The sequence below is a fragment of the Protofrankia sp. CiP1_Cm_nod4 genome, assembly GCF_982290645.1.
Window position 1 is genome coordinate 19,644 of record NZ_CEVIVC010000012.1, and the last position, 20,794, is coordinate 40,437.

A 20,794-nucleotide genomic window follows, 5' to 3' on the forward strand; every position below is an offset into this window, starting at 1 on the left:
AGAACCGGTGTTGGTTCACCGGACTGCTGTCCGTCCGGGATTTCCGTGCTGTATTCGTTCAGGAACCGGCGCCGGCGCCGGCGGCCAGGCTGGCCGCCGCGAGCTCGTAGAGGTCACGGACCTCCCCGGAGCGCAACGGCCGCTTGAGCGCCGTGACGTGCGACCGCAGGCCGTCCAGGACGGATCCGAGCACGCCCTCGTCGGCGTCGATCCCGTACTCCCGCAGGGCGTGGCGCAGCGACGCCCGCCCCGCGTGCTTGCCCACGACCAGCCGGCGCCGCGCGCCGACCTCCGCGGGGTCGAAGGGCTCGTAGACCCTCGGAGCCTTCAGCACGCCGTCCACGTGGATACCGGACTCGTGGACGAACGCAGACTCCCCGACGATCGCCTTCCCGGTGGGTACCGGCCGGCGTGCCGCGCCCGAGACCAGCTCGGCCAGCGCGCGCAGCGCCGTGGTGTCCAGATCGACCCGGTACCCGAGAAGATGGCGCAGCGCCATCGCCACCTCCTCGAAGGCGGCGTTGCCGGCCCGCTCCCCGAGCCCGGCGACCGTCGTGCTGACGGACCCGAAACCGGCCCGGACCGCCGCGAGCGTGTTGGCGGTGGCCAGCCCGAAGTCGTCATGGGCGTGGATCTCCCAGATGGCCGGCGCCGCCGAGGCGGCCACCACCAGGGCGGACAGCCGTTCGTACGCCCTGGCGGGCTCGAGGATCCCGACGGTGTCGGCCCAGCGCAGACGGTCGGCACCGGCCCGGGACAGCTCGCCGGCGAGGTCGGCGACGAAGCCGTCGTCCGCCCGCGAGGCGTCCTCGAACCCGACCCCGACCAGCAGCCCACGGTCGAGGGCGTACGCGACGCAGCCGAGGATCCGGCCGCGCGCCCACGCCCGGTCACGGCCGAGCTTGTACCGCAGGTGCAGGTCGGACACGGGGATGCTGATGTGGGCCCGCCGCACCCCGCAGGCCACCGCCGCGTCGATGTCGGACCGCACGGCCCGGCACCAGGCGATGACCTCCGCCCGCAGGCCCGCCGCCGCGACACGGCGGATGGCCTCGCGTTCGGACGGCCCCATGGCCGGCACGCCCGCCTCGATCTGCTGTACCCCCACGCGGTCGAGAGCGGCCGCGATGGCGAGCTTCTCCTCGGCGGTGAAGGCGACGCCCGGGGCCTGCTCACCGTCGCGCAGCGTGGTGTCACAGAACCCGATCACGATGTCGTGCTCCACATCATGCGTGCCCTCCGTCAGTCGCACCGAACAGGGAAGAGGCGCTGTGCCGGGCCGGTGCCGGCCAGCTGCCCGATGCCGGATCCGCGCTTTGCGGCCCGCGATCCGCCGGCGGGCGGTCCCGCGATCCTCACCGTTGAGGTGTCGCGATTAGAAATGTCGCTGACCGTTGTTTCGGGCGCTTTAAGCGCCGTATCTTCCCAGTTACTTTTACGCCCGGTCCGCGATTCCGGGACGAATAGCAGAAGAAGCCTGGGCCAGGTGGCCGAAATGCCTGGGACCAATGGTGCGGACGCCGGCCACCACCTGGGTTCCGGCCAGCCGGCAACCTGCCCGCCAACAGTTTTCGACGACCGGCTCCGACAGCGTGCCGTACCAGTTTTTTACCTCCCGAATCCGTTGCCGAATACGGTGTTCGGCGACTTCCGGGACGAACGTTCCGACACCGGTGACCTATTGCCCGGCCCATTGTTCGGATGACCCGGAAATTCCGGCCCGTGGGTCCGGGCGGCCGCCGCGGCCCGGACCGGCGGCGATGCCCGGCAGGGAACAGCGGCTGCCCAGCAGAAAACAACAGCTGCCCGGCAGAAAACAACAAAGGCGTTCCCCGGTCGCCCGCGCCCATTGGGCACGGCCGGCCGGGGAACGCCGGTGGGACGGCGGCCCGGTGGGTCAGGAGCTCAGCGGATCGTCCAGGTGTTGCCCGTGTGCAGCAGCTCGGCGAGCAGGTCGTCGGGCGTGGCATCCGCGACGCCCGTGCGGGCGGCGGCGTTCTGCTCCTGGACCAGCGACTCGTAGGCGGGCCGGGCCACCCGGCGGAACACCCCGACCGGGGTGTTGCTGAGGTCCTGGTCGGACAGCCGGGACAGGGTGAACGCGTACGCCGGCCCGGGCACCGTCTCGTCGTGCACGATGATCTCGCTGCGCGGGACGCTGGCGGTGTCGGCGACCTCCAGGCCGAAGCCGCGCGGCTCGCGCACCACGCACTTCTCCCCCGAGGCGCCGAAGGTGATCGGCTTGCCGTGCTCGAGACGGACGAGCACCGAGTCGCGGCTGGCGGGGTCCTTCAGCACGTCGAACGCGCCGTCGTTGAAGATGGCGCAGTTCTGGTAGATCTCGATGAACGCGCTGCCCTGGTGCGCGGCGGCGGCCCGCAGCACCGAGTGCAGGTGCTTGCGGTCGGAGTCGATCGTGCGGGCCACGAACGACGCCTCGGCGCCGAGCGCCACCGCGATCGGGTTGAACGGGGTGTCCCGGGAGCCGACCGGCGTCGACTTGGTGACCTTGCCGAACTCCGAGGTCGGCGAGCACTGGCCCTTGGTCAGCCCGTAGATCCGGTTGTTGAACATCAGGATCTTGATGTTGACGTTGCGGCGCAGCGCGTGGATCAGGTGGTTACCGCCGATGGACAGCGCGTCGCCGTCACCGCTGACCACCCACACCGACAGGTCCGGGCGGCTGATCGCGAGACCGCTGGCGATCGCCGGCGCCCGGCCGTGGATCGAGTGCATCCCGTAGGTGTTGAGGTAGTACGGGAAACGGGAGGAACACCCGATCCCGGAGACGAAGGTGATCTGCTCCCGGGGGATGCCCAGCTCCGGCATGAACGACTGGATCGCCGACAGGATCGCGAAGTCACCGCATCCCGGGCACCAGCGGACCTCCTGGTCCGACCGGAAGTCCTTGGCGGTGAGCTTGAGCGGGACCTCAGTCATTGCGCACGACCTCCTCCAGGACCGTCTCCAGCTCCGCCGAGGTGAACGGCTGGCCGTTGACCTTGTTGTAGGACACGGCGTCGACCAGGTAGCGGTCGCGTATCACGTGGGCGAGCTGCCCGAGGTTCATCTCCGGGATGACGACGCGGTCGTAGCCGGCGAGCACCGTGCCGACGTTGCGCGGCAGCGGCGAGATGTGCCGCAGGTGCGCCTGGGCGATTGCCACCCCGCGTTCCCGCAGCTTGCGACAGGCCGCGCCGACTGGTCCGTAGGTGGAGCCCCAGCCGAGCACCAGCACCCGGGCGTCCCCGGTGGGGTCCTCGACCTCCAGGTCGGGCACGTCGATGGCCTCGACCCGGGCGGCGCGCAGCCGCATCATCAGGTCGTGGTCGGCCGGCACGTAGGAGACCGCGCCGGTGCCGTCGGCCTTCTCCAGACCACCGACGCGGTGCTCCAGACCGGGCGTGCCCGGCACCGCCCACGGGCGGGCCAGCGTGTGCGGGTCGTGCAGGTAGGGCAGGAACTTCCCGTCCGGCCCGTTGGGCTCGGTGGCGAACTCCACCCGCAGGTCGGGCAGGTCCGCCGGGTCCGGCAGCAGCCACGGCTCGGAGCCGTTGGCCAGGTAGCCGTCCGAGAGCAGGATGACCGGCATCCGGTAGGTCAGCGCGATGCGCGCCGCCTCCAGCGCCGCGTAGAAACAGTCCGCCGGCGAGCGGGCCGCGATCACCGCCAGCGGTGCCTCACCGTGCCGGCCGAACAGGGCGATGTTCAGGTCGGACTGCTCGGTCTTGGTCGGCAGGCCGGTCGACGGGCCGGCGCGCTGCACGTCCACGATGACCAGCGGCAGCTCCAGCATCACCGCGAGCCCGAGGGTCTCGGTCTTCAGCGCGAGCCCCGGGCCGGAGGTCGAGGTGACCCCGAGCGCGCCGCCGTAGGAGGCGCCGAGCGCCGAGCCCACCGCGGCGATCTCGTCCTCGGCCTGGAAGGTGGTCACTCCGTAGCGCTTGTACCCGGACAGCTCGTGCAGGATCTCCGAGGCCGGGGTGATCGGGTAGGCGCCGAGGAAGACCGGCAGGTGGGCGCGCAGGCCGGCGGCGACCAGGCCGTAGGCGAGCGCGGAGTTGCCGTTGACGCTGCGGTAGGTGCCGGGCTCGAGGTTCGCCGGCTTGACCTCGTAGCGGACGGCGAAGTCCTCGGTGGTCTCGCCGTAGTTCCAGCCGGCCTGGAAGGCGGCCACGTTCGCGGCGGCGATCTTCGGCTTCTTGGCGAACTTCTGCCTGAGGAACTCCACCGTGCCCTCGGTGGGCCGGCTGTACATCCAGGACAGCAGGCCGAGCGCGAACATGTTCTTCGCCCGCTCGGCGTCCTTCTTGGAGACCTCGAAGTCGGCGAGAGCGGCGATCGTCGCCGACGTCAGCGGCACCCGGTGGACGATGAACCCGTCGAGCGAGTCGTTCTCCAGCGGGTTGCTTGTATAACCGACCTTCTCCAGGTTGCGGGGAGTGAACTCGTCGGTGTTGACGATGATCTCCGCGTTGGGCGGCAGGTCGGCGAGATTGGCGCGCAGCGCGGCCGGGTTCATCGCCACCAGGACGTCCGGCGAGTCCCCGGGGGTGAGGACGTCATGGGCGGCGAAATGTACCTGGAAGCTGGACACACCGTGCAACGAGCCCGATGGGGCCCTGATCTCGGCGGGGTAGTTGGGAAGGGTGGACAGGTCGTTTCCCAGGATGGCCGTCTCGGAGGCGAAACGGTCGCCGGTGAGCTGCATGCCGTCGCCGGAGTCACCGGCGAACCGGATTGCCACCCGGTCGAGATGCTGGATTTGCTTGGCCACGTACGTGGACCTCCTCAATGACCGACGGTCGGCGAGGGGCATACCCACGGTCCGACCGTGGGTAGAGTGGGCCGTCAGGCCTGCCCGTCCTTCTTATACGGAGGCATTGCTTCCAGCGTGTTTCGCGGTGTCAAATCGCAGTCTCGCGACCAGCGCGGTATCGGTCACGGCATTTCGACAACAACGCCGTCACATATATGGGCGGACGTGCGGGAAAACAATCGCGACCCCCGCCCGCGGCCACCGCCCCGGGACTTTCGGGAAATAATGACCGAAATACGTTTCCCCGGCACCGGGGACAACCGGTCTGTTTCTTTCCGACGAAGGTTCACATCATCCCGGCAACCGGCCCACCGCCCGGGGCCGGTCCGCCCGCGGCGGCTTCCCACGTCTTCCACGTGGCTACCTGGCCGCCGACCCGCCCTTCACCGCCGACCTTCTGGACTGGCTGGACACCCACCGTGCCTTGCCACTGGTGTCGTCGGTCCTGGTCGAGGTCGAGGCGTCCCGCGCGCTACGCCGCTGCGCCCCGCAGGCCCTGGGCAGGCTGCCCGTCACCCTCGCCCGGCTGTACCGGCTGGAGATCGACGCCACGGTCCGAGCCGTCGCGGCCGCCTACGATGATCCACAACTTCGTTCCCTGGACGCCATCCATCTGGCCACCGCCACGGTGCTGACCGACCAGCCCGGCGCCCGGCTGGAGGCGTTCGTCACCTATGACAAACGCCTGCTCGCGATCGCCGCCGGAGCCGGGCTCCCCACCGCCAGCCCCGGCGCGTGACAGCCCTGGCCAGGAGCCTGCTCAGGTTCAATACCCGTACGCCCGTACAGTCCGTGGTACGGCCCGGCCTCCTCCGCCCACGACGAACCGGCCGTCAGCAGCATGGGTGACATCCGGTCCGACGATCATGATGACAGCGCGGGGTGCCGCCGTCGGCCGGCATTTACCAGACGTACTCGGAAAGACGGACGAACCGGAAACCGGTGTCGATCAGTCTGGGCAGCGCGGCCGCCATTCCCGCGGCGGTCCCGCCGGCGGGATGGTTCATGTGGGCGATGACGATCGATCCGGGTTTCGCGCCGAGCACGGCCCGCTCGACCTGGCCGGGGGTGAAGGTCGCTCCGGCGTCGCCGTTGACGTCGAAGTTGACGACACGCTCGCCGAGGTCGGCGACGATCCGGACGGCGACATCGTCGCAGTGGGCGGTGCCCGCCCGGAAGAACCGCGGCGGGTGGCCGAGGAGCGCGGCGAGCCTGTCCCGGTTCCCGGTGACCTCGTCGAACACCCCGGCGGCATCATCCGTGCCCTTTATCCCATACGCTGACCGGCCGCACACCGACAGCGGGCGGTGGGATGTCCCGTGATTCCCTATTGCGAACAGCGGGTCGGCGGCGAGCTCGTGGAAGACCCGGATGTTGGCATCGATCCAGCGGGAGTTGAGGAACAGCGTGGCCGGCATCCCGTGCGCACGCAGAAATGCCACCAGCGCGTGGTCGTAGCCGCTGCCGTGCGGGCCACCGCACGCGTCGAAGGTCAGCGCGATCACCCTGTCGGCGGTGGGCAGGACCGTCGTGACGCCGGGAACATCGATACCCCACGCGGAGGCCTGAACATCACGGTAACGGGCGATCACACCGTCACGGGCCACCCCGTCGGTTACCGGGGCCTGATCGACCGGAGCCTGATCGACCGGAGCCTGGCCCGTCGTCGGCCCGCCGGCTGGCGACGCGGCACCGTCCGCCGGCGGACGGTGACCGGTCGGCAGTGAGCGCGAGTCCGACGTGCCACCCGGCCCGGATCCGGGCCGGGTAATCGATCCGTGCGGCGGAATGGCGCAGCCGGCGAGGGCACTGCTCGCCGCTGTCACCAGGAGACCACGACGGTTCAGGAACAACCCGCTCCCTTCAGGAGGAAGGCGTAGGTGATTCCGGTCGTCCCGACAGCCTTTTCCACCTACACGCACTGGAAGAGTAGGTGGTTTCAGCCGCCCTGGTGACGGTTTCCACCTACGGCTCGGCGTGTCGGCGACCGGAGAGGCAGGGGGATGCGGGCGGGCAGCGGGGCGCGTTCACCAGCGGAGCACGTTCACCAGCGGTGCTCGTGGCGGACGCGGCGGACGATGACGAACAGGTCGATCACGGCGGTCAGGGCGACCAGGCCGAGCAGTACGGCGGGCACCGGGCGGTCCTGGACCGCGAAATAGGCGCACATGGCCGTGGCGAACAGCAGCCCGAACATGGCGAGGGCGAAACGCAGGCCCAGCGCGCTGCGGGCGGGAGGATACCCGCCCGGACCGCCGTTCACCCTGGCCCGCCCGCCGGCCCGTCCGCCGTCACGGCATCCCCGTCGTTCACGTACGGCAGTGTGCCCACCACGTCCTCAGATGAACACGCCTGAAGCGCCGGTCGGGCAGTGCGGATCCCTTCCGCAACCACCCAGCCAGGCCATGATCGGCATAATTTTGTCGTTCTGTACGCTTTTTGGCCGTATCGGCGTACACCACGACAAAATTATGCTGATCTTCGCCGGTGGCCGGTGGCCCCGGAGCTGTCCGCCGGCTCCAGCCGGCCCGGCCGGCCTGGCTGGCTAGAGCAGTTCGCGGTCGCCGAGGTAGGGGCGCAGGACCTTGGGGATGCGGACGTGGTGGTCCGCCGTCTGGAAGTTCTCCAGGATGGCGGCCAGCAGCCGCGGGGTGGCCACCGCCGTGTTGTTCAGGGTGTGGGCGAAGCGGACACGCCCCTCGGCGTCCTTGTAGCGGATGTTCGCCCGCCGCGCCTGCCAGTCGTGCAGCGTCGAGCAGCTGTGGGTCTCCCGGTAGCGTTCCAGCGACGGGAACCAGGTGTTGATGTCGTTCATCCGGAACTTGCCCAGGCCCATGTCGCCGGTGGCGCACTCCACCACCTCGTAGGCCAGGCCCAGGGACTGCAGGACGGTCTCGGCCGTGTCCAGCAGCTCGGCGTGCCAGCGGGCCGACTGCGCCTCGTCGGCCTCGCAGATGACGAACTGCTCGACCTTCTCGAACTGGTGGACCCGCAGCAGCCCGCGCACGTCCCGCCCGGCGCTGCCGACCTCGCGGCGGAAGCACGGCGAGATCCCGGCGTAGCGCAGCGGCAGGTCACGCAGGGCGAGCATCCCGCCGGCGTGCAGGCCGACCAGCGCGACCTCGGCGGTGCCGGCGAGGAACAGCTCGTCGGCGGGCAGCTCGTAGATCTCCTCGCCGTGCCCGGGCAGGAAACCGGTGCCGACCAGCGCCTCCCGTTTCACCAGCGACGGCACCGAGACCAGCCGGAAGTCCCTGTGCGCGAGCAGGTCCAGCGCGTAGGAGTGGACCGCCCGCTCCAGCAGGACGAGCTGCCCGGCCAGCGCGTAGGCGCGCTCCCCCGAGACGTTGCGGGCCCGTTCGAACTCCGCCCAGCCGCGCTTCTCGGCCAGCTCGACGTGGTCGAGCGGGGTGAAGTCGAACGCCGGCCGCTCCCCCCAGACCCGGATGACGGTGTTCGCGGACTCGTCCGGGCCGACCGGGGCGCCGTCCCACGGGATGTTCGGGGTGCGCAGCAGCAGGTCCCGCAGCCGCTCGCCGGCGGTCTCCAGCTCGTCACGGGTTTCGCGCAGCTGGACGTCGAGGGCGGCGGAGCGCTCCCGCAGCCGCTCGCGGCCGACCGCGTCGGCGCTCTTGAACGAACCCGCGAGCTCCCGGCGCTCACGCTGCGCCGTGTCCAGGGCGTGCTGCAACGATCGCACGCTGCGGTCGAGAGCCAGGATGCCGTCGACGTCGAGGTCGACCCCCTTGACGCGAGCGGCCTCGCGCACGGCATCGGGATTCTCCCGGATGAACCGCCTGTCCAGCATCTGGCTCCTGTGCCCTCCAGCGGGGCGCCCCACAGGCGCCCTGCCCTGTCAGCGGAGCGCCCTGCGGCGCCCGGTGGCTCCCCCTCCGCCGGACACCTACGGCGCCCTCGCACGGACCACCACGGATATGTGACGTCGCCGAAAAGCCTACAGCGCCCGCCAGGGCACGCTGTCGATCACCACGTGGGAGACACGGGCCGCGGCCTGTACCGCGGCCCGTACCAGGAACCGGATCCCGGATTCCCGCTCCGCGGAAATCCGGGTCTGTCCAGGGGCTATCTGCGGGTGGGGGTGACCGGCTCGGGCAGATCGGTGGTCCCGCGCAGGTAGCGGTCGACCGCGGCGGCGGCGGACCGGCCCTCCGCGATCGCCCACACGATCAGTGACTGGCCGCGGCCCATGTCCCCGGCGGCGAACACAGCCGGCACCGAGGTGGCCCAGCCGGCGTCGCGGGCGACGTTGCCGCGGGCGTCGAGAGCCACCCCGAGCTGCTCGAGCAGACCCGTGCGCTGCGGCCCGGTGAAACCCATCGCCAGCAGCACCAGCTCGCAGGGCAGCTCGACGTCGCTGTCGGGCACCTTCTCGAAACGGCCGTCGACGAGTCGGACCTCGTGCATGCGCAGCGAGCGGACCCGCCCCGCGTCGTCCCCGAAGAAACGCTCGGTGGAGACGGCGAAGACGCGCTCGCCGCCCTCCTCGTGCGCGCTGGACACCCGGTAGACCACCGGCCAGGTCGGCCACGGGTTGGCCGCCGGCCGCGACCGCGGCGGCCGCGGCATGATCTCAAGCTGGTGCACGGAACGGGCGCCCTGGCGCAGCGCGGTGCCCAGGCAGTCCGCGCCGGTGTCGCCACCGCCGATGATGACCACCCGCCGGCCGGCCGCGCTGATCGGGGACGCCGCGAGATCACCCTGCTGGACCCGGTTCGAGGGCACCAGGTACTCCATGGCGAGGTGGATGCCGTCGAGGTCGCGGCCGGGGATGTTCAGGTCCCGGCCGACCGTCGAACCGCCGGCGAGCACGACCGCGTCGTAGGAGGCGCGCAGCTCGTCCCCGGTGATGTCGACGCCGACGTCGCAGGACGCCATGAACACCGTCCCCTCGGCCCGCATCTGGGCGAGGCGGCGGTCCAGGACGTGCTTTTCCATCTTGAACTCGGGGATGCCGTAGCGCAGCAGGCCACCGATGCGGTCGGCCCGCTCGTACACGACGACGTTGTGGCCGGCGCGGGTGAGCTGCTGGGCCGCGGCGAGCCCGGCCGGGCCCGACCCGACCACGGCGACCCGCTGGTCGGTGCGCGTCGACGGCAGCACAGGGCGGACCGCACCGTCGCCCCACGCCCGGTCGATGATCGACACCTCGACCTGTTTGATGGCCACCGGATCGTCGGAGATGCCCAGCACGCAGGCGGCCTCGCAGGGCGCCGGGCACAGCCGTCCGGTGAACTCCGGGAAGTTGTTGGTGGCGTGCAGCCGTTCGATCGCGTCGTGCCAGTCGCCGCGGCGCACCAGGTCGTTCCACTCCGGGATGATGTTCCCCAGGGGGCAGCCGTTGTGGCAGAACGGGATGCCGCAGTCCATGCACCGGGTGGCCTGGTCCCGCAGGGAACCGGCCGGGAACGGCTCGTAGACCTCTTTCCAGTCGGTGAGGCGTACGTCGACGGGCCGGCGCTTCGGCTGCTCCCGGTGGTGCCTGAGGAATCCTGTCGGGTCAGCCATACCGCTCCTGTCGGGTGGTGGGGTGCTGCCGGGTGACGGGGTGCCGTGCGCCGGGCGCCGCCGGCCGCGGGGTGCGGGTCGCGGGGGCGGCGTCGCGGGGGCGGTGCTCGACGCGGTTCTCGGGTGTGTGTTTCATCGGGTTTTCGCGGGGGTGTTTTACAAGGATTTCACGGACATGTCGACGGCGCCGGGTTCATCGGGCGGACCGCCGGGAAGAGCGCGGTATGCCGCCGGACGCATCGGGAACATCGGACACGCCCGGTACGTGCCGCGCGGGGGCGGTGCCGCCGGGAACCTCCCGCCCGGCGGGCATCACCCGCCGGGACGCCGCCCAGCCGCGGATGAGCCGAGCGGCGCCCCGGACGGGCTCAGCCGCGGGCAACCGCCATGATCAGATCATCGGCGGGCAGCCCGTCCTCCTCCGCTTTCTTCATAGCCGCCAGCACGCGCTTGTAATCCCGCGGCATCACCTTGACGAACCGGGCCTGCTCGTCCTCCCAGCGGCCGAGCAGGCCGGCGGCGACCGTGGAGCCGGTCTCCCGCCGGTGCCGGGCGATCAGTGTGTGCAGCAGCTCGCGGTCGTCGTCGTCCAGCGGCTCCACGTCGACCATCTCGATGTTGATCCGCCGCCGCGACGGCCGGTACAGGTAGGCGACGCCGCCGCTCATCCCGGCGGCGAAGTTGCGCCCGATGGGCCCGAGCACGGCGACGGTGCCGCCGGTCATGTACTCGCAGCCGTGGTCGCCGACGCCCTCGACGACGGCGGTCGCGCCCGAGTTGCGGACACAGAACCGCTCGCCGACGATGCCGCGGAAGAACGCCTCGCCGGCGGTGGCGCCGTAGAGCAGCACGTTGCCCGCGACGATGTTCTCCTCGGCGCGCAGCGGCGCCTCCTTCGGCGGGAAGACGATGATCCGGCCGCCGGAGAGGCCCTTGCCCGCGTAGTCGTTGGTGTCGCCCTCGAGGGTGAGCGTCACCCCGCGCGGCACGAACGCGCCGAAGCTCTGCCCGGCCGAGCCGGTGAACCGCAGCGAGATCGTGTCGTCGGGCAGGCCCCGCGCGCCGTACCGCCTGGTCACCTCGTAGCCGAGCATGGTGCCGACCGTCCGGTTGACGTTGCGGATCGGCATCTCCAGCCACACCGGCCGGCCGTCCTCAAGAGCGTCCTCGCAGAGCTGGATCAGGGAGTTGTCCAGTGCCTTGTCCAGCCCGTGGTCCTGGGCGGTCGTGCAGTGCAGGGCACCGCCGAACGGCCGCTCCGGGCTGTGCAGCAGCGGGGTGAGGTCGAGGCCGGCCGCCTTCCAGTGGTCGACGGCGGCGCGGGCGTCGAGGAACTCGACGTGCCCGACGGCCTCCCGCAGGGTGCGGAAGCCCAGCGCCGCGAGGTACTCGCGCACCTCCTGCGCGATGAAGGTGAAGAACGCCTCGACGAACTCGGGCCGGCCGGTGAAGCGCTCGCGCAGCGCCGGGTTCTGGGTCGCGACCCCCACCGGGCAGGTGTCGAGGTGGCAGACCCGCATCATCACGCAGCCGGCCACCACCAGCGGGGCGGTGGCGAACCCGAACTCCTCGGCGCCGAGCAGGGCGGCGACGACGACGTCCCGGCCGGTCTTCATCTGGCCGTCGACCTGGACGACGATCCGGTCGCGCAGGCCGTTGAGCAGCAGGGTCTGCTGGGTCTCGGCGAGCCCGAGCTCCCAGGGGGCGCCGGCGTGCTTCAGCGACGTCAGCGGGGACGCGCCGGTGCCGCCGTCGTGCCCGGAGATCAGCACGACGTCGGCGTGGGCCTTGGACACCCCGGCGGCGACCGTGCCCACCCCGACCTCGGCGACGAGCTTGACGTGCACCCGCGCCCGGGTGTTGGCGTTCTTCAGGTCGTGGATGAGCTGGGCGAGGTCCTCGATGGAGTAGATGTCGTGGTGCGGCGGCGGGGAGATCAGGCCCACGCCTGCCGTCGAGTGCCGGGTCCGCGCGATCCACGGGTAGACCTTGTGCGCGGGCAGCTGGCCGCCCTCACCCGGCTTGGCGCCCTGCGCCATCTTGATCTGGATGTCGTCGGCGTTGGCGAGGTACTCGCTGGTCACCCCGAACCGTCCGCTGGCGACCTGTTTGATCGACGAGCGGCGCAGGTCGCCGTTGGCATCGGGGACGTAGCGCCTGGCGTCCTCCCCGCCCTCGCCGGTGTTCGACTTGCCGCCGATCCGGTTCATCGCGATCGCGAGGGTCTCGTGCGCCTCGGCGCTGATCGAGCCGTAGGACATCGCCCCGGTCGCGAACCGCCGGAGGATCTCCGAGACCGGTTCGACCTGCTCGATCGGCACCGGCGGGCGCAGCCCCGCGCGCAGCTCGAACAGGCCGCGCAGGGTGGCGTTGCGCCGGGAGAGCTCGTCGACGGTGGCGGTGTACTGCTTGAAGACCTCGTACTGGCGGCTGCGGGTGGCGTGCTGGAGCAGGAAGACCGTCTCCGGGTTGAACAGGTGCACCTCGCCCTCGCGGCGCCACTGGTACTCCCCGCCGGCGTCGAGGTCGCGGTGGGCGAGCTCGCTGGGCAGCGCCGCGTACGCCCGGTGATGGCGGGCGGCGACCTCGTCCGCGAGGACGTCGATGCCCACCCCGTCGAGCCGGGACGGCGTCCCGGTGAAGTAGGTCTCGACGAGCCGCTGGGACAGGCCGATCGCCTCGAACAGCTGCGCGCCGGTGTAGCCGGCCACGGTGGACACGCCCATCTTGGACATGACCTTCAGCACGCCCTTGCCGAGCGCCTTGATGAGGTTCTTCTGGGCCTGCTCCCGGGTGATCCCGTCCAGCTCGCCGGCGTCGAGGATGTTGTCGATCGACTCGAAGGCCAGGTACGGGTTGACCGCGGCCGCGCCGTAGCCGAGCAGCAGCGCGATGTGATGGACCTCACGGGCGTCACCGCACTCGACGATCAGGCCGACCTTGGTGCGGGTCTTCTCCCGGATCAGATGATGGTGGACGGCGGCGGTCAGCAGCAGGGAGGGGATCGGGGCCTTGTGCCGGTCGCAGTCGCGGTCGGAGAGCACGACGACGCGGGCGCCGTCGGCGATCGCCTCGCTGACCCCGCGACAGATCTCCCGCAGCCGGCCGGTGAGCGCCGCCCCACCGCCGTCGACGTCGTAGAGGCCACGGACGGTCACCGCGGCGAACCCGGGCATGTCACCGTCGTCGTTGATACCGACGATCTTGGCGAGTTCGGCGTTGCTGATGACCGGGTACGGCAGGCGCACCAGCCGGCAGGACGCCGGCGACGGCGCGAGCAGGTTGCCCTCAGGGCCGAGCGTGCGCGCCAGGCTGGTGACCATCTCCTCCCGGATCGCGTCCAGCGGCGGGTTGGTGACCTGCGCGAAGAGCTGGGTGAAGTAGTCGAACAGCAGCCGCGGGCGCTGCGAGAGCACCGCCACCGGGGTGTCGGTGCCCATCGACCCGATCGGCTCCGCGCCGGCGCGGGCCATCGGCGCGATGATGACCCGCAGCTCCTCCTCGGTGTAGCCGAAGACCTGCTGGCGGCGGCGCACTGACTCGTGCCCGTAGATGACGTGCTCGCGCTCGGGCAGGTCGTCCAGGGAGATCAGGCCGGCGTGCAGCCACTCCTCGTAGGGTGCGGCGGCGGCCAGCTCGGACTTGATCTCCTCGTCGTCGACGATCCGGCCCTGGGCGGTGTCGATCAGGAACATCTTCCCCGGCTGCAGCCGGCCCTTCTGCACCACCTTGTGCGCGGGAATGTCGAGGACGCCGACCTCGGAGGCCATCACGACCAGGCCGTCGTCGGTCACCCAGTAGCGGGACGGGCGCAGCCCGTTGCGGTCGAGCACCGCGCCGATGACCGTGCCGTCGGTGAAGGCGATCGACGCCGGGCCGTCCCACGGCTCCATCAGCGCCGAATGGAACTGGTAGAAGGCCCGCCGGGCCGGATCCATCTCGTCGTGGTTCTCCCACGCCTCCGGGATCATCATCAGGACGGCGTGCGGCAGGCTGCGCCCGGCCAGGTGGAGCAGTTCCAGGACCTCGTCGAAGCTGGCCGAGTCGCTGGCGCCGTCCGAGCAGATGGGGAACAGACGGTTCAGGTCCCCCGGGATCAGGTCACTGGCGAGCAGCGCCTCCCGGGCGTGCATCCAGTTGCGGTTGCCACGCACGGTGTTGATCTCACCGTTGTGGGCGGCGAACCGGTACGGGTGCGCCAGCGGCCAGCTCGGGAAGGTGTTGGTGGAGAACCGGCTGTGCACCAGCGCGATGGCGCTGGCGAACCGGGGGTCGTCGAGGTCGGGGAAGTACGCGGAGAGCTGGTGGGTGGTGAGCATCCCCTTGTAGACGACGGTGCGCGCGGACAGGGAGGCGAAGTACACCCCCGCCTCCCGGTGGGCCCGGGTGCGCACACGGAACGCCCGGCGCTCCAGGTCCATCAGGTCGAAGGGCTCGCCGCCGCCGGCGCCGTCACCCGCTGTGACACCGGCCGTGACACCCACCGTGCGGCCGCCGCCGGCCGTGGCGGGCAGGCCGAGGAAAAGCTGGCGCATCCACGGCTCGACCTCCGCGGCGGACCGGCCGACCATGTGACTGATCACCGGAACCTCGCGCCAGCCAAGGACCCGCAGGCCCTCCGCGCGCACGATCCGGCTGATCGCGCGGACCGCGTCGTCCCGGTCGCCGGCGATCTGCGGCAGGAACGCGGTGCCCACCGCGTACTGGCCGGGCGGCGGCAGCGGGAAGTCGACGACGTCGCGCAGGAACGCGTCCGGGACCTGCAACAGGATGCCCGCGCCGTCACCGGTGTCCGGGTCGGAGCCGGACGCGCCCCGGTGGTCGAGGTTGCGCAGCACGGTGAGGCCCTGTTCGACCAGTTCGTGACTGCGTCGCCCACGGACATCGACGACGAAGCCGACCCCGCAGGCGTCGTGCTCGAACGTGGGGTCGTACAAACCTTGTGCGATCGACATCCGGCGGGTCCTGTCCGTCTTCAGGGGATCTCCAAGAGGCGGACGACGCTGTCCGGACGCGCCGCCGACAGGAAATGTCCCGGCCGGGCGCACTAACGAGTGTGCCACGTGCGCACCGGATCCGCCGTGATCACAAACGGGCTGGCGGCGGATGTGGCCAACCGGGCACGCGGTGGCGCCGCGGCCCCAGACCCGCCGGCCGGCCCCGGAGCACGCCGCCCTGAGCGTCCACCAACGTCACCGCCGTCTTTCGTCGCTGTTTCCAGCGCCGCATCCCAGCGCTGTCCGCGATCGCCGTCAGCCACCGGCTGTCGGATGCCGGACACCTCGCTCCGCGTACTCTCCGCTTTCTCCGCGCTCCCCTCCGTCCTCTCGTCCTCTTTGACCTCCCCGTTCTCTCCTTTTTTCCGTTTTCCCCGTTTTTCGCCGTCGCGGCCTGGCGCCGCCGGTCAGGACTGGTTGGACGGCTCGGCGGCCGCGCGGACGGCGGGCTCCACGCCCGGCGGCACGCCGTCGGGCCGTGCCGCCGGGGAGGCCTCCCCGCCCGGGCCGCCGCTCTCGGCCACCGCGCTCTCCCCGCCCACGCCGTCGGCCCGGGCCGCGGCGTCACCGGAGGCCTCGCTGCCCGGCTCGTCCGCGGCGGCCGCGGACCCGGCGGCGGGCTCTGCCGCGGGCCCGGCGGCGGGGCTGGCCACGGGACTGGCAACAGGCCCGGCGGCGGGGCTGGCGGCGGACTCGGCAGCGGGCTCGGCGGCGGGCTCTGCCGCAGGCCCGGCGGCGGGACTGGCAGCGGGCCCTGCCGCGGGCCCGCCGGCGGTGGAGGTGGCCACGGGGCTGGCGGCGGACTCGGCAGCGGACTCGGCAGCGGGCTCTGCCGTGGGCCCGGCGGCGGGGCTGGCAGTGGGGCTGGGATCGTCGGTGGGTGCGTCGGCGGACGCCGGGAGGTCGGCGGGAGCGCGCAGGAACACCAGGGCGAGCGCCGCGGCGGCGAACACGACCAGCGACGTCCAGTCGTTGAGCCGCACCCCGAGGAAGGTGTGCGCCTCGTCGATGCGCAGCGCCTCGATCCAGGCCCGCCCGGCGGTGTAGAGCAGCACGTAGAGCGCGAACAGCTTGCCCCGGCCGAGCCGGTGGTGGCGGTCCACCCACAGCAGGACGCCGGCCACCCCGACGTTCCACAGCGCCTCGTACAGGAAGGTGGGATGGTAGAGCGGCTCGCCGGGGACACGCTGGTGCCGGGGGTCTATCCGCAGCGCCCAGGGCAGGCCGGTCGGGCGCCCGTAGAGCTCCTGGTTGAACCAGTTGCCGACCCGCCCGACAGCCTGCGCCAGGACCAGGCCCGGGGCCGCCGCGTCGGCGAACAGGCCGAAGGCGACCCCGCGGCGCCGGCAGGCGAGCCACCCGCCCAGCGCCCCGCCGACGACCGCGCCCCAGATCCCCAGCCCGCCATGCCAGACCCGCAGGATGTCGACCGGGTCCCCGCCGGCGCCGAAATAGGCGTCCGGGCTGGTGACGACATGGTAGATCCGCGCTCCGACGACACCGAACGGGACAGCCCACCCCGCCACGTCGGTAGCGAGATAGGAGGGCTGGCCACGCGCGCGCAGCCGCCGACCGGTGATCACGGTCGCGATCACGATACCGATGATGATCATCAGGGTGTAGCCCCTCAGTGGAACGGGGCCTACATACAGGATGCCCGTCGAGGGGCTGGGAATCGCGGCTAGGACCACACGGGCCAAGCTATACCGCCCGTAACCTGGCCCTCGCCGCGCCCCACATCGCCGCATGCCACAAGCGTTGCCGTAAGTAACCGGCAGATTGTCACCGAAGATTATCAATTACGCCAGCAATATTACTGGACGTCACCAGCTATCAGCGGACGCCACGAAACACTACAAAAAGTTGCAAATCACTATCAAACGATCCTGTAGTCACGGCACCACTACGGGCAGCGGGAGCGACTCGGACGGCAGGGACGGCAGGGACGGCAGGGACGGCAGGGACGGCAGGGATCATCCCCGTGGCACGGACGGCCCGGAGCGGCGCACCCCGGCGGCGAGCCCGGCCACGACCCCCCGCAGCGCCACCGCCGCCTCCTCCGGATCCGCCCCCGCGCGCTCGGCGTCCAGCAGCGCCCTGACCAGAGCCGATCCGACGATCACCCCGTCGGCGAAGCCGGCGACCTCGGCCGTCTGCTCGGGCGTGCTCACACCGAGCCCGACGGCGACCGGCGTGTCGGTCACGGCCCGGACCCGGCGGGCCAGCTCGGCCGCCTGCGCGCCCACCCGCTCCCTGGCCCCGGTCACGCCCATCAGCGACGCCGCGTAGATGAAGCCCCTGCTGACCGCGGCGACCCGCGCCAGCCGGGCGTCGGTCGAGCTCGGCGCGACCAGGAAGACGGGGTCGAGCCCGGTGTCGGCGGTGGCCGCGAGCCACGGGCCGGCCTCCTCGGGCGGCAGGTCCGGTGTGATCGCGCCGGCTCCGCCCGCGGCCGCGAGATCACGCGCGAACGCGGCGGCCCCGTAGCGTTCGACCGGGTTCCAGTAGGTCATCACCAGCGCCGGCACGCCGGTGGCGGCCACCGCCTCCACCGTGCGCAGGACGTCGGCGGTGGTGACCCCGCGGCGCAGGGCCGCGTCGGACGCGGCCTGGATCACCGGGCCGTCCATGGTCGGGTCCGAGTAGGGCAGGCCGACCTCGACGACGTCCACCCCGGCCTCGACGAGGGCCCGCATCGCCGTGACCGCGCCGGCCACCGAGGGGAAGCCCGCCGGCAGGTAGCCGACCAGCACCGCCCGCCCGTCGGCGCGCGCCCGGGCAAAGGCCTGGCTCAGCCGGCTCTGCCCGCCGGGCTCGTTCCGCTCGCCGGGCTCGTTTCGCTCGTCGGGCTCACCGGCGAGGCTCCGTTCATCCGAAAGACTTCGCACCCTGGTCCGTTCCGTGATCCGTTCCGCCGTCGGCGGCGGCCAGGCCGTTGCCTGGCACCCGCCGCGCGGAGCTGGTTCGGCGTGGTTCCCGCCGCTGGCGCTGCTCGTTCCTGGCGGTGGTGTTCGTTCCTGACGGTGGTGTTTTTCGTCGCTGCCGGCGTTCCCGCCGGGGAGGGCCGTCAGAGGAGGTCGAACCACTTCGCCGCGGTGTCGACGTCCTTGTCACCGCGCCCCGAGCAGTTCACGACGACGACGGCGTCCGGGCCGAGATCCCGGGCGACGCCGAACGCGGCGGCGAACGCGTGCGCGCTCTCGATCGCGACCAGGATGCCCTCCAGCCGGGCCACCAGGCGCAGCGCGTCCATGGCGGCCCGGTCGTCGACCACCCCGTAGGTCGCCCGGCCCGTCTCGTGCAGCCAGGCGTGCTCGGGACCGATGCCCGGGTAGTCCAGCCCGGCCGAGATCGAGTGCGACACCTGCGTCTGCCCGTCGGCGTCCTGGAGCAGGAACGTGCGCATGCCGTGCAAGACGCCGGGGGCGCCGCCGGCGATCGCGGCCGCGTGCCGGCCGGTGGCCAGCCCGTCGCCGCCGGCCTCGGCGCCGATCAGCCGGACGGAGGGGTCGCCGATGAACGGGTGGAAGATCCCCATCGCGTTCGAGCCGCCGCCGACGCAGGCCACCACCGCGTCGGGCAGCCCGCCGACACGCTCGAGGACCTGTGCCCGCGTCTCCACCCCGATGATCCGCTGGAAGTCACGGACCAGCATCGGGAAGGGGTGCGGCCCCATCACCGAGCCGATGCAGTAGTGGGTCGTGTCCACCGTGGCCACCCAGTCCCGCATGGCCTCGTTGATCGCGTCCTTGAGGGTGCGGCTGCCCGAGGCGACGGCCACCACCTCGGCGCCGAGCAGCCGCATCCGGGCGACGTTGAGCGCCTGCCGGGAGGTGTCCTCCTCGCCCATGTAGACCACGCACTCCAGGCCGAGCAGCGCGCAGGCGGTGGCCGTGGCCACCCCGTGCTGGCCGGCGCCGGTCTCGGCGATCACCCGGGTCTTGCCCATCCGGCGGGTGAGCAGGCACTGGCCGAGCACGTTGTTGATCTTATGGGAGCCGGTGTGGGCCAGGTCCTCCCGCTTGAGCAGGATGCGGGCGCCGCCGACGTGCGCGGTCAGCCGGGCCGCGTCCGTGAGCGCGGTGGGCCGGCCGGCGTACGTCGCGAGCAGCCCGCCCAGCTCGGCGGCGAAACCGGGATCGGCCCGCGCGGCCGCGTAGGCGTCGGTCAGCTGGTCCAGCGCGGCGAACAGCGCCTCGGGGACGAAACGACCACCGAAGCGCCCGAAGTGCCCGGCGCTGTCGGGCAGCGGGCCCACCGGTACGGCATCCGCGTCGGTGGGCCCGGCGGTTGGAGTCACGGCGGAGGTCACTGCGTGAACCTATCGCCCTGGGGATGTTCCGTGCGCGACAGGCCGGCGGCGCATCAGCGGCAGGTCAGCCACGGGCCGGCGGCGAGCCGGCGGCACATCGGCGGCGAGCCAGCAGCACGTCAGCGGCACGTCAGCGGCGGCCCGGCGACACGTCAGCGGTGGGCCGGCGGCGAGTCAGCGGCCGACCTTGGTGGCTGGATGCGCGCCGGCGGTGACCAGGTCCGCGACCGTCTGGCGGGGATTCGTGCCGGTCACCGCGGCCTCCCCCACCAGGACCGCCTCGGCGCCGGCCGCGGCGTAGGCGAGCAGGTCGTGCGGCCCGCGCACGCCGGACTCGGCGACCTTGACCACCCCCGGCGGCAGCAGCGGCGCCAGCCGGGCGAAGGTGGCACGGTCGACGTCCAGCGTCCGCAGGTTACGCGCGTTGACGCCGATCAGTTTCGCTCCCGCGTCGACCGCCCGCGCGACCTCCTGCTCGTCGTGCACCTCGACCAGGGCGGTCATGCCCAGCGACTCGACCCGCTCGAGCAGGCCGACCAGCCGGGGCTGCTCCAACGCCGCCACGATCAGCAGGACGATGTCGGCACCGTGCGCCCGCGCCTCGAAGACCTGGTACGGGGAGATCACGAAATCCTTGCGCAGGATGGGCACGTCCACCGCGACGCGCACGGCGTCCAGGTCGGCCAGGGACCCGCCGAACCGGCGCCGCTCGGTCAGGACGCTGATCGCCGCCGCGCCCGCCGCCTCGAACTGGGCCGCCAGCGCCGCCGGGTCGGCGATCGTGGCGAGCTCGCCCCTGGACGGGGAACGGCGCTTGACCTCGGCGATCACCGCGACGGCCCGGCTACGCAGCGCCGCCAGCGCGTCCCTGGGATCGGGAACGCGCTCGACGCGTCGCTTCAGCGCCGCCAGGGGGGTCGCGGCCTCCCGTTCGGCGAGGTCCACGCGCACCCCGTCAAGGATGTCGTCGAGAACGCTCATCGGTCTGTGCCCGTGGCTGTCGCGGCCATGGCGCCGATGTTAGGCCAGGCGTGTGCCGCAGGCATCCGCCCCCCGCCGAAGGGCTCGAATGCTCACACCCGCCGGTTGCTCACCGGTTGACACAGGACCGAGGACAGTGAAACGAGAAGGCTGAAAAAC

Annotated in this window: 13 protein-coding genes; 1 reads left to right on the plus strand and 12 read right to left on the minus strand. The window is 71.8% G+C overall.

Annotation, left to right across the window (positions count from 1 at the left end):
* Nucleotides 1-58: 58 nt before the first annotated feature.
* The 3 genes from nifV to AC5LSR_RS04510 form a co-directional block, all read right to left on the minus strand.
* Nucleotides 59-1,210, minus strand: coding sequence for a homocitrate synthase (gene nifV, locus AC5LSR_RS04500; protein ID WP_493468177.1), 1,152 nt, complete (start codon nt 1,208-1,210; stop codon nt 59-61).
* Between the two features lie 695 nt (nt 1,211-1,905).
* Nucleotides 1,906-2,940: a 2-oxoacid:ferredoxin oxidoreductase subunit beta gene (locus AC5LSR_RS04505; protein ID WP_250284175.1), complete on the minus strand. Its 1,035-nt coding sequence runs from the start codon at nt 2,938-2,940 to the stop codon at nt 1,906-1,908.
* Nucleotides 2,933-4,819, minus strand: coding sequence for a 2-oxoacid:acceptor oxidoreductase subunit alpha (locus tag AC5LSR_RS04510; protein ID WP_250284173.1), 1,887 nt, complete (start codon nt 4,817-4,819; stop codon nt 2,933-2,935). The genes AC5LSR_RS04505 and AC5LSR_RS04510 overlap by 8 nt, the downstream gene beginning before the upstream one ends.
* A 364-nt stretch (nt 4,820-5,183) precedes the next feature.
* Between AC5LSR_RS04510 and AC5LSR_RS04515 the strand changes: the two genes are divergently transcribed.
* On the plus strand, nt 5,184-5,558 hold the full coding sequence (locus AC5LSR_RS04515) for a PIN domain-containing protein (protein ID WP_445548424.1): 375 nt from the start codon (nt 5,184-5,186) through the stop codon (nt 5,556-5,558).
* A gap of 163 nt (nt 5,559-5,721) precedes the next feature.
* Here the strand turns inward: AC5LSR_RS04515 and AC5LSR_RS04520 are convergent, their stop codons facing one another.
* The 9 genes from AC5LSR_RS04520 to trpC all read right to left on the minus strand — a co-directional run bounded on the left by AC5LSR_RS04520 (nt 5,722) and on the right by trpC (nt 20,635).
* On the minus strand, nt 5,722-6,426 hold the full coding sequence (locus tag AC5LSR_RS04520) for a polysaccharide deacetylase family protein (protein ID WP_250284169.1): 705 nt from the start codon (nt 6,424-6,426) through the stop codon (nt 5,722-5,724).
* 437 nt (nt 6,427-6,863) lie between these two features.
* On the minus strand, nt 6,864-7,082 hold the full coding sequence (locus AC5LSR_RS04525; protein WP_250284167.1) for a DUF6343 family protein: 219 nt from the start codon (nt 7,080-7,082) through the stop codon (nt 6,864-6,866).
* Nucleotides 7,083-7,364: 282 nt separating this feature from the next.
* Complete coding sequence (gene serS / locus AC5LSR_RS04530) at nt 7,365-8,627, minus strand: serine--tRNA ligase (RefSeq protein WP_250284155.1); 1,263 nt, start codon at nt 8,625-8,627, stop codon at nt 7,365-7,367.
* Nucleotides 8,628-8,902: 275 nt separating this feature from the next.
* Nucleotides 8,903-10,345, minus strand: coding sequence for a glutamate synthase subunit beta (locus AC5LSR_RS04535; RefSeq protein ID WP_250284153.1), 1,443 nt, complete (start codon nt 10,343-10,345; stop codon nt 8,903-8,905).
* 368 nt (nt 10,346-10,713) lie between these two features.
* Nucleotides 10,714-15,300: a glutamate synthase large subunit gene (gene gltB / locus AC5LSR_RS04540; RefSeq protein WP_250284150.1), complete on the minus strand. Its 4,587-nt coding sequence runs from the start codon at nt 15,298-15,300 to the stop codon at nt 10,714-10,716.
* A 449-nt stretch (nt 15,301-15,749) separates the two neighbouring features.
* Entirely contained in the window at nt 15,750-16,955 is a 1,206-nt protein-coding gene (gene lgt / locus AC5LSR_RS04545) for a prolipoprotein diacylglyceryl transferase (RefSeq protein ID WP_493468178.1), read from the minus strand.
* A gap of 360 nt (nt 16,956-17,315) precedes the next feature.
* On the minus strand, nt 17,316-18,230 hold the full coding sequence (gene trpA / locus AC5LSR_RS04550) for a tryptophan synthase subunit alpha (protein ID WP_445548425.1): 915 nt from the start codon (nt 18,228-18,230) through the stop codon (nt 17,316-17,318).
* Between the two features lie 179 nt (nt 18,231-18,409).
* Nucleotides 18,410-19,642 (minus strand): tryptophan synthase subunit beta, encoded by a 1,233-nt coding sequence (trpB, locus tag AC5LSR_RS04555; protein WP_445548426.1) that lies wholly within the window; start codon nt 19,640-19,642, stop codon nt 18,410-18,412.
* 186 nt (nt 19,643-19,828) lie between these two features.
* Nucleotides 19,829-20,635, minus strand: coding sequence for an indole-3-glycerol phosphate synthase TrpC (trpC, locus tag AC5LSR_RS04560; protein WP_250287169.1), 807 nt, complete (start codon nt 20,633-20,635; stop codon nt 19,829-19,831).
* Nucleotides 20,636-20,794 lie beyond the last annotated feature (159 nt).

What these genes read in the sequence shown, in the direction of transcription:
- AC5LSR_RS04505 (WP_250284175.1), bottom strand. Translation starts at nt 2,940, where the DNA reads ATGACTGAGGTCCCGCTCAAGCTCACCGCCAAGGACTTCCGGTCGGAC.
- AC5LSR_RS04510 (WP_250284173.1), bottom strand. Translation starts at nt 4,819, where the DNA reads ATGCCCCTCGCCGACCGTCGGTCATTGAGGAGGTCCACGTACGTGGCC.
- serS (WP_250284155.1), bottom strand. Translation starts at nt 8,627, where the DNA reads ATGCTGGACAGGCGGTTCATCCGGGAGAATCCCGATGCCGTGCGCGAG.
- AC5LSR_RS04535 (WP_250284153.1), bottom strand. Translation starts at nt 10,345, where the DNA reads ATGGCTGACCCGACAGGATTCCTCAGGCACCACCGGGAGCAGCCGAAG.
- gltB (WP_250284150.1), bottom strand. Translation starts at nt 15,300, where the DNA reads ATGTCGATCGCACAAGGTTTGTACGACCCCACGTTCGAGCACGACGCC.
- lgt (WP_493468178.1), bottom strand. Translation starts at nt 16,955, where the DNA reads ATGATCATCATCGGTATCGTGATCGCGACCGTGATCACCGGTCGGCGG.
- trpC (WP_250287169.1), bottom strand. Translation starts at nt 20,635, where the DNA reads ATGAGCGTTCTCGACGACATCCTTGACGGGGTGCGCGTGGACCTCGCC.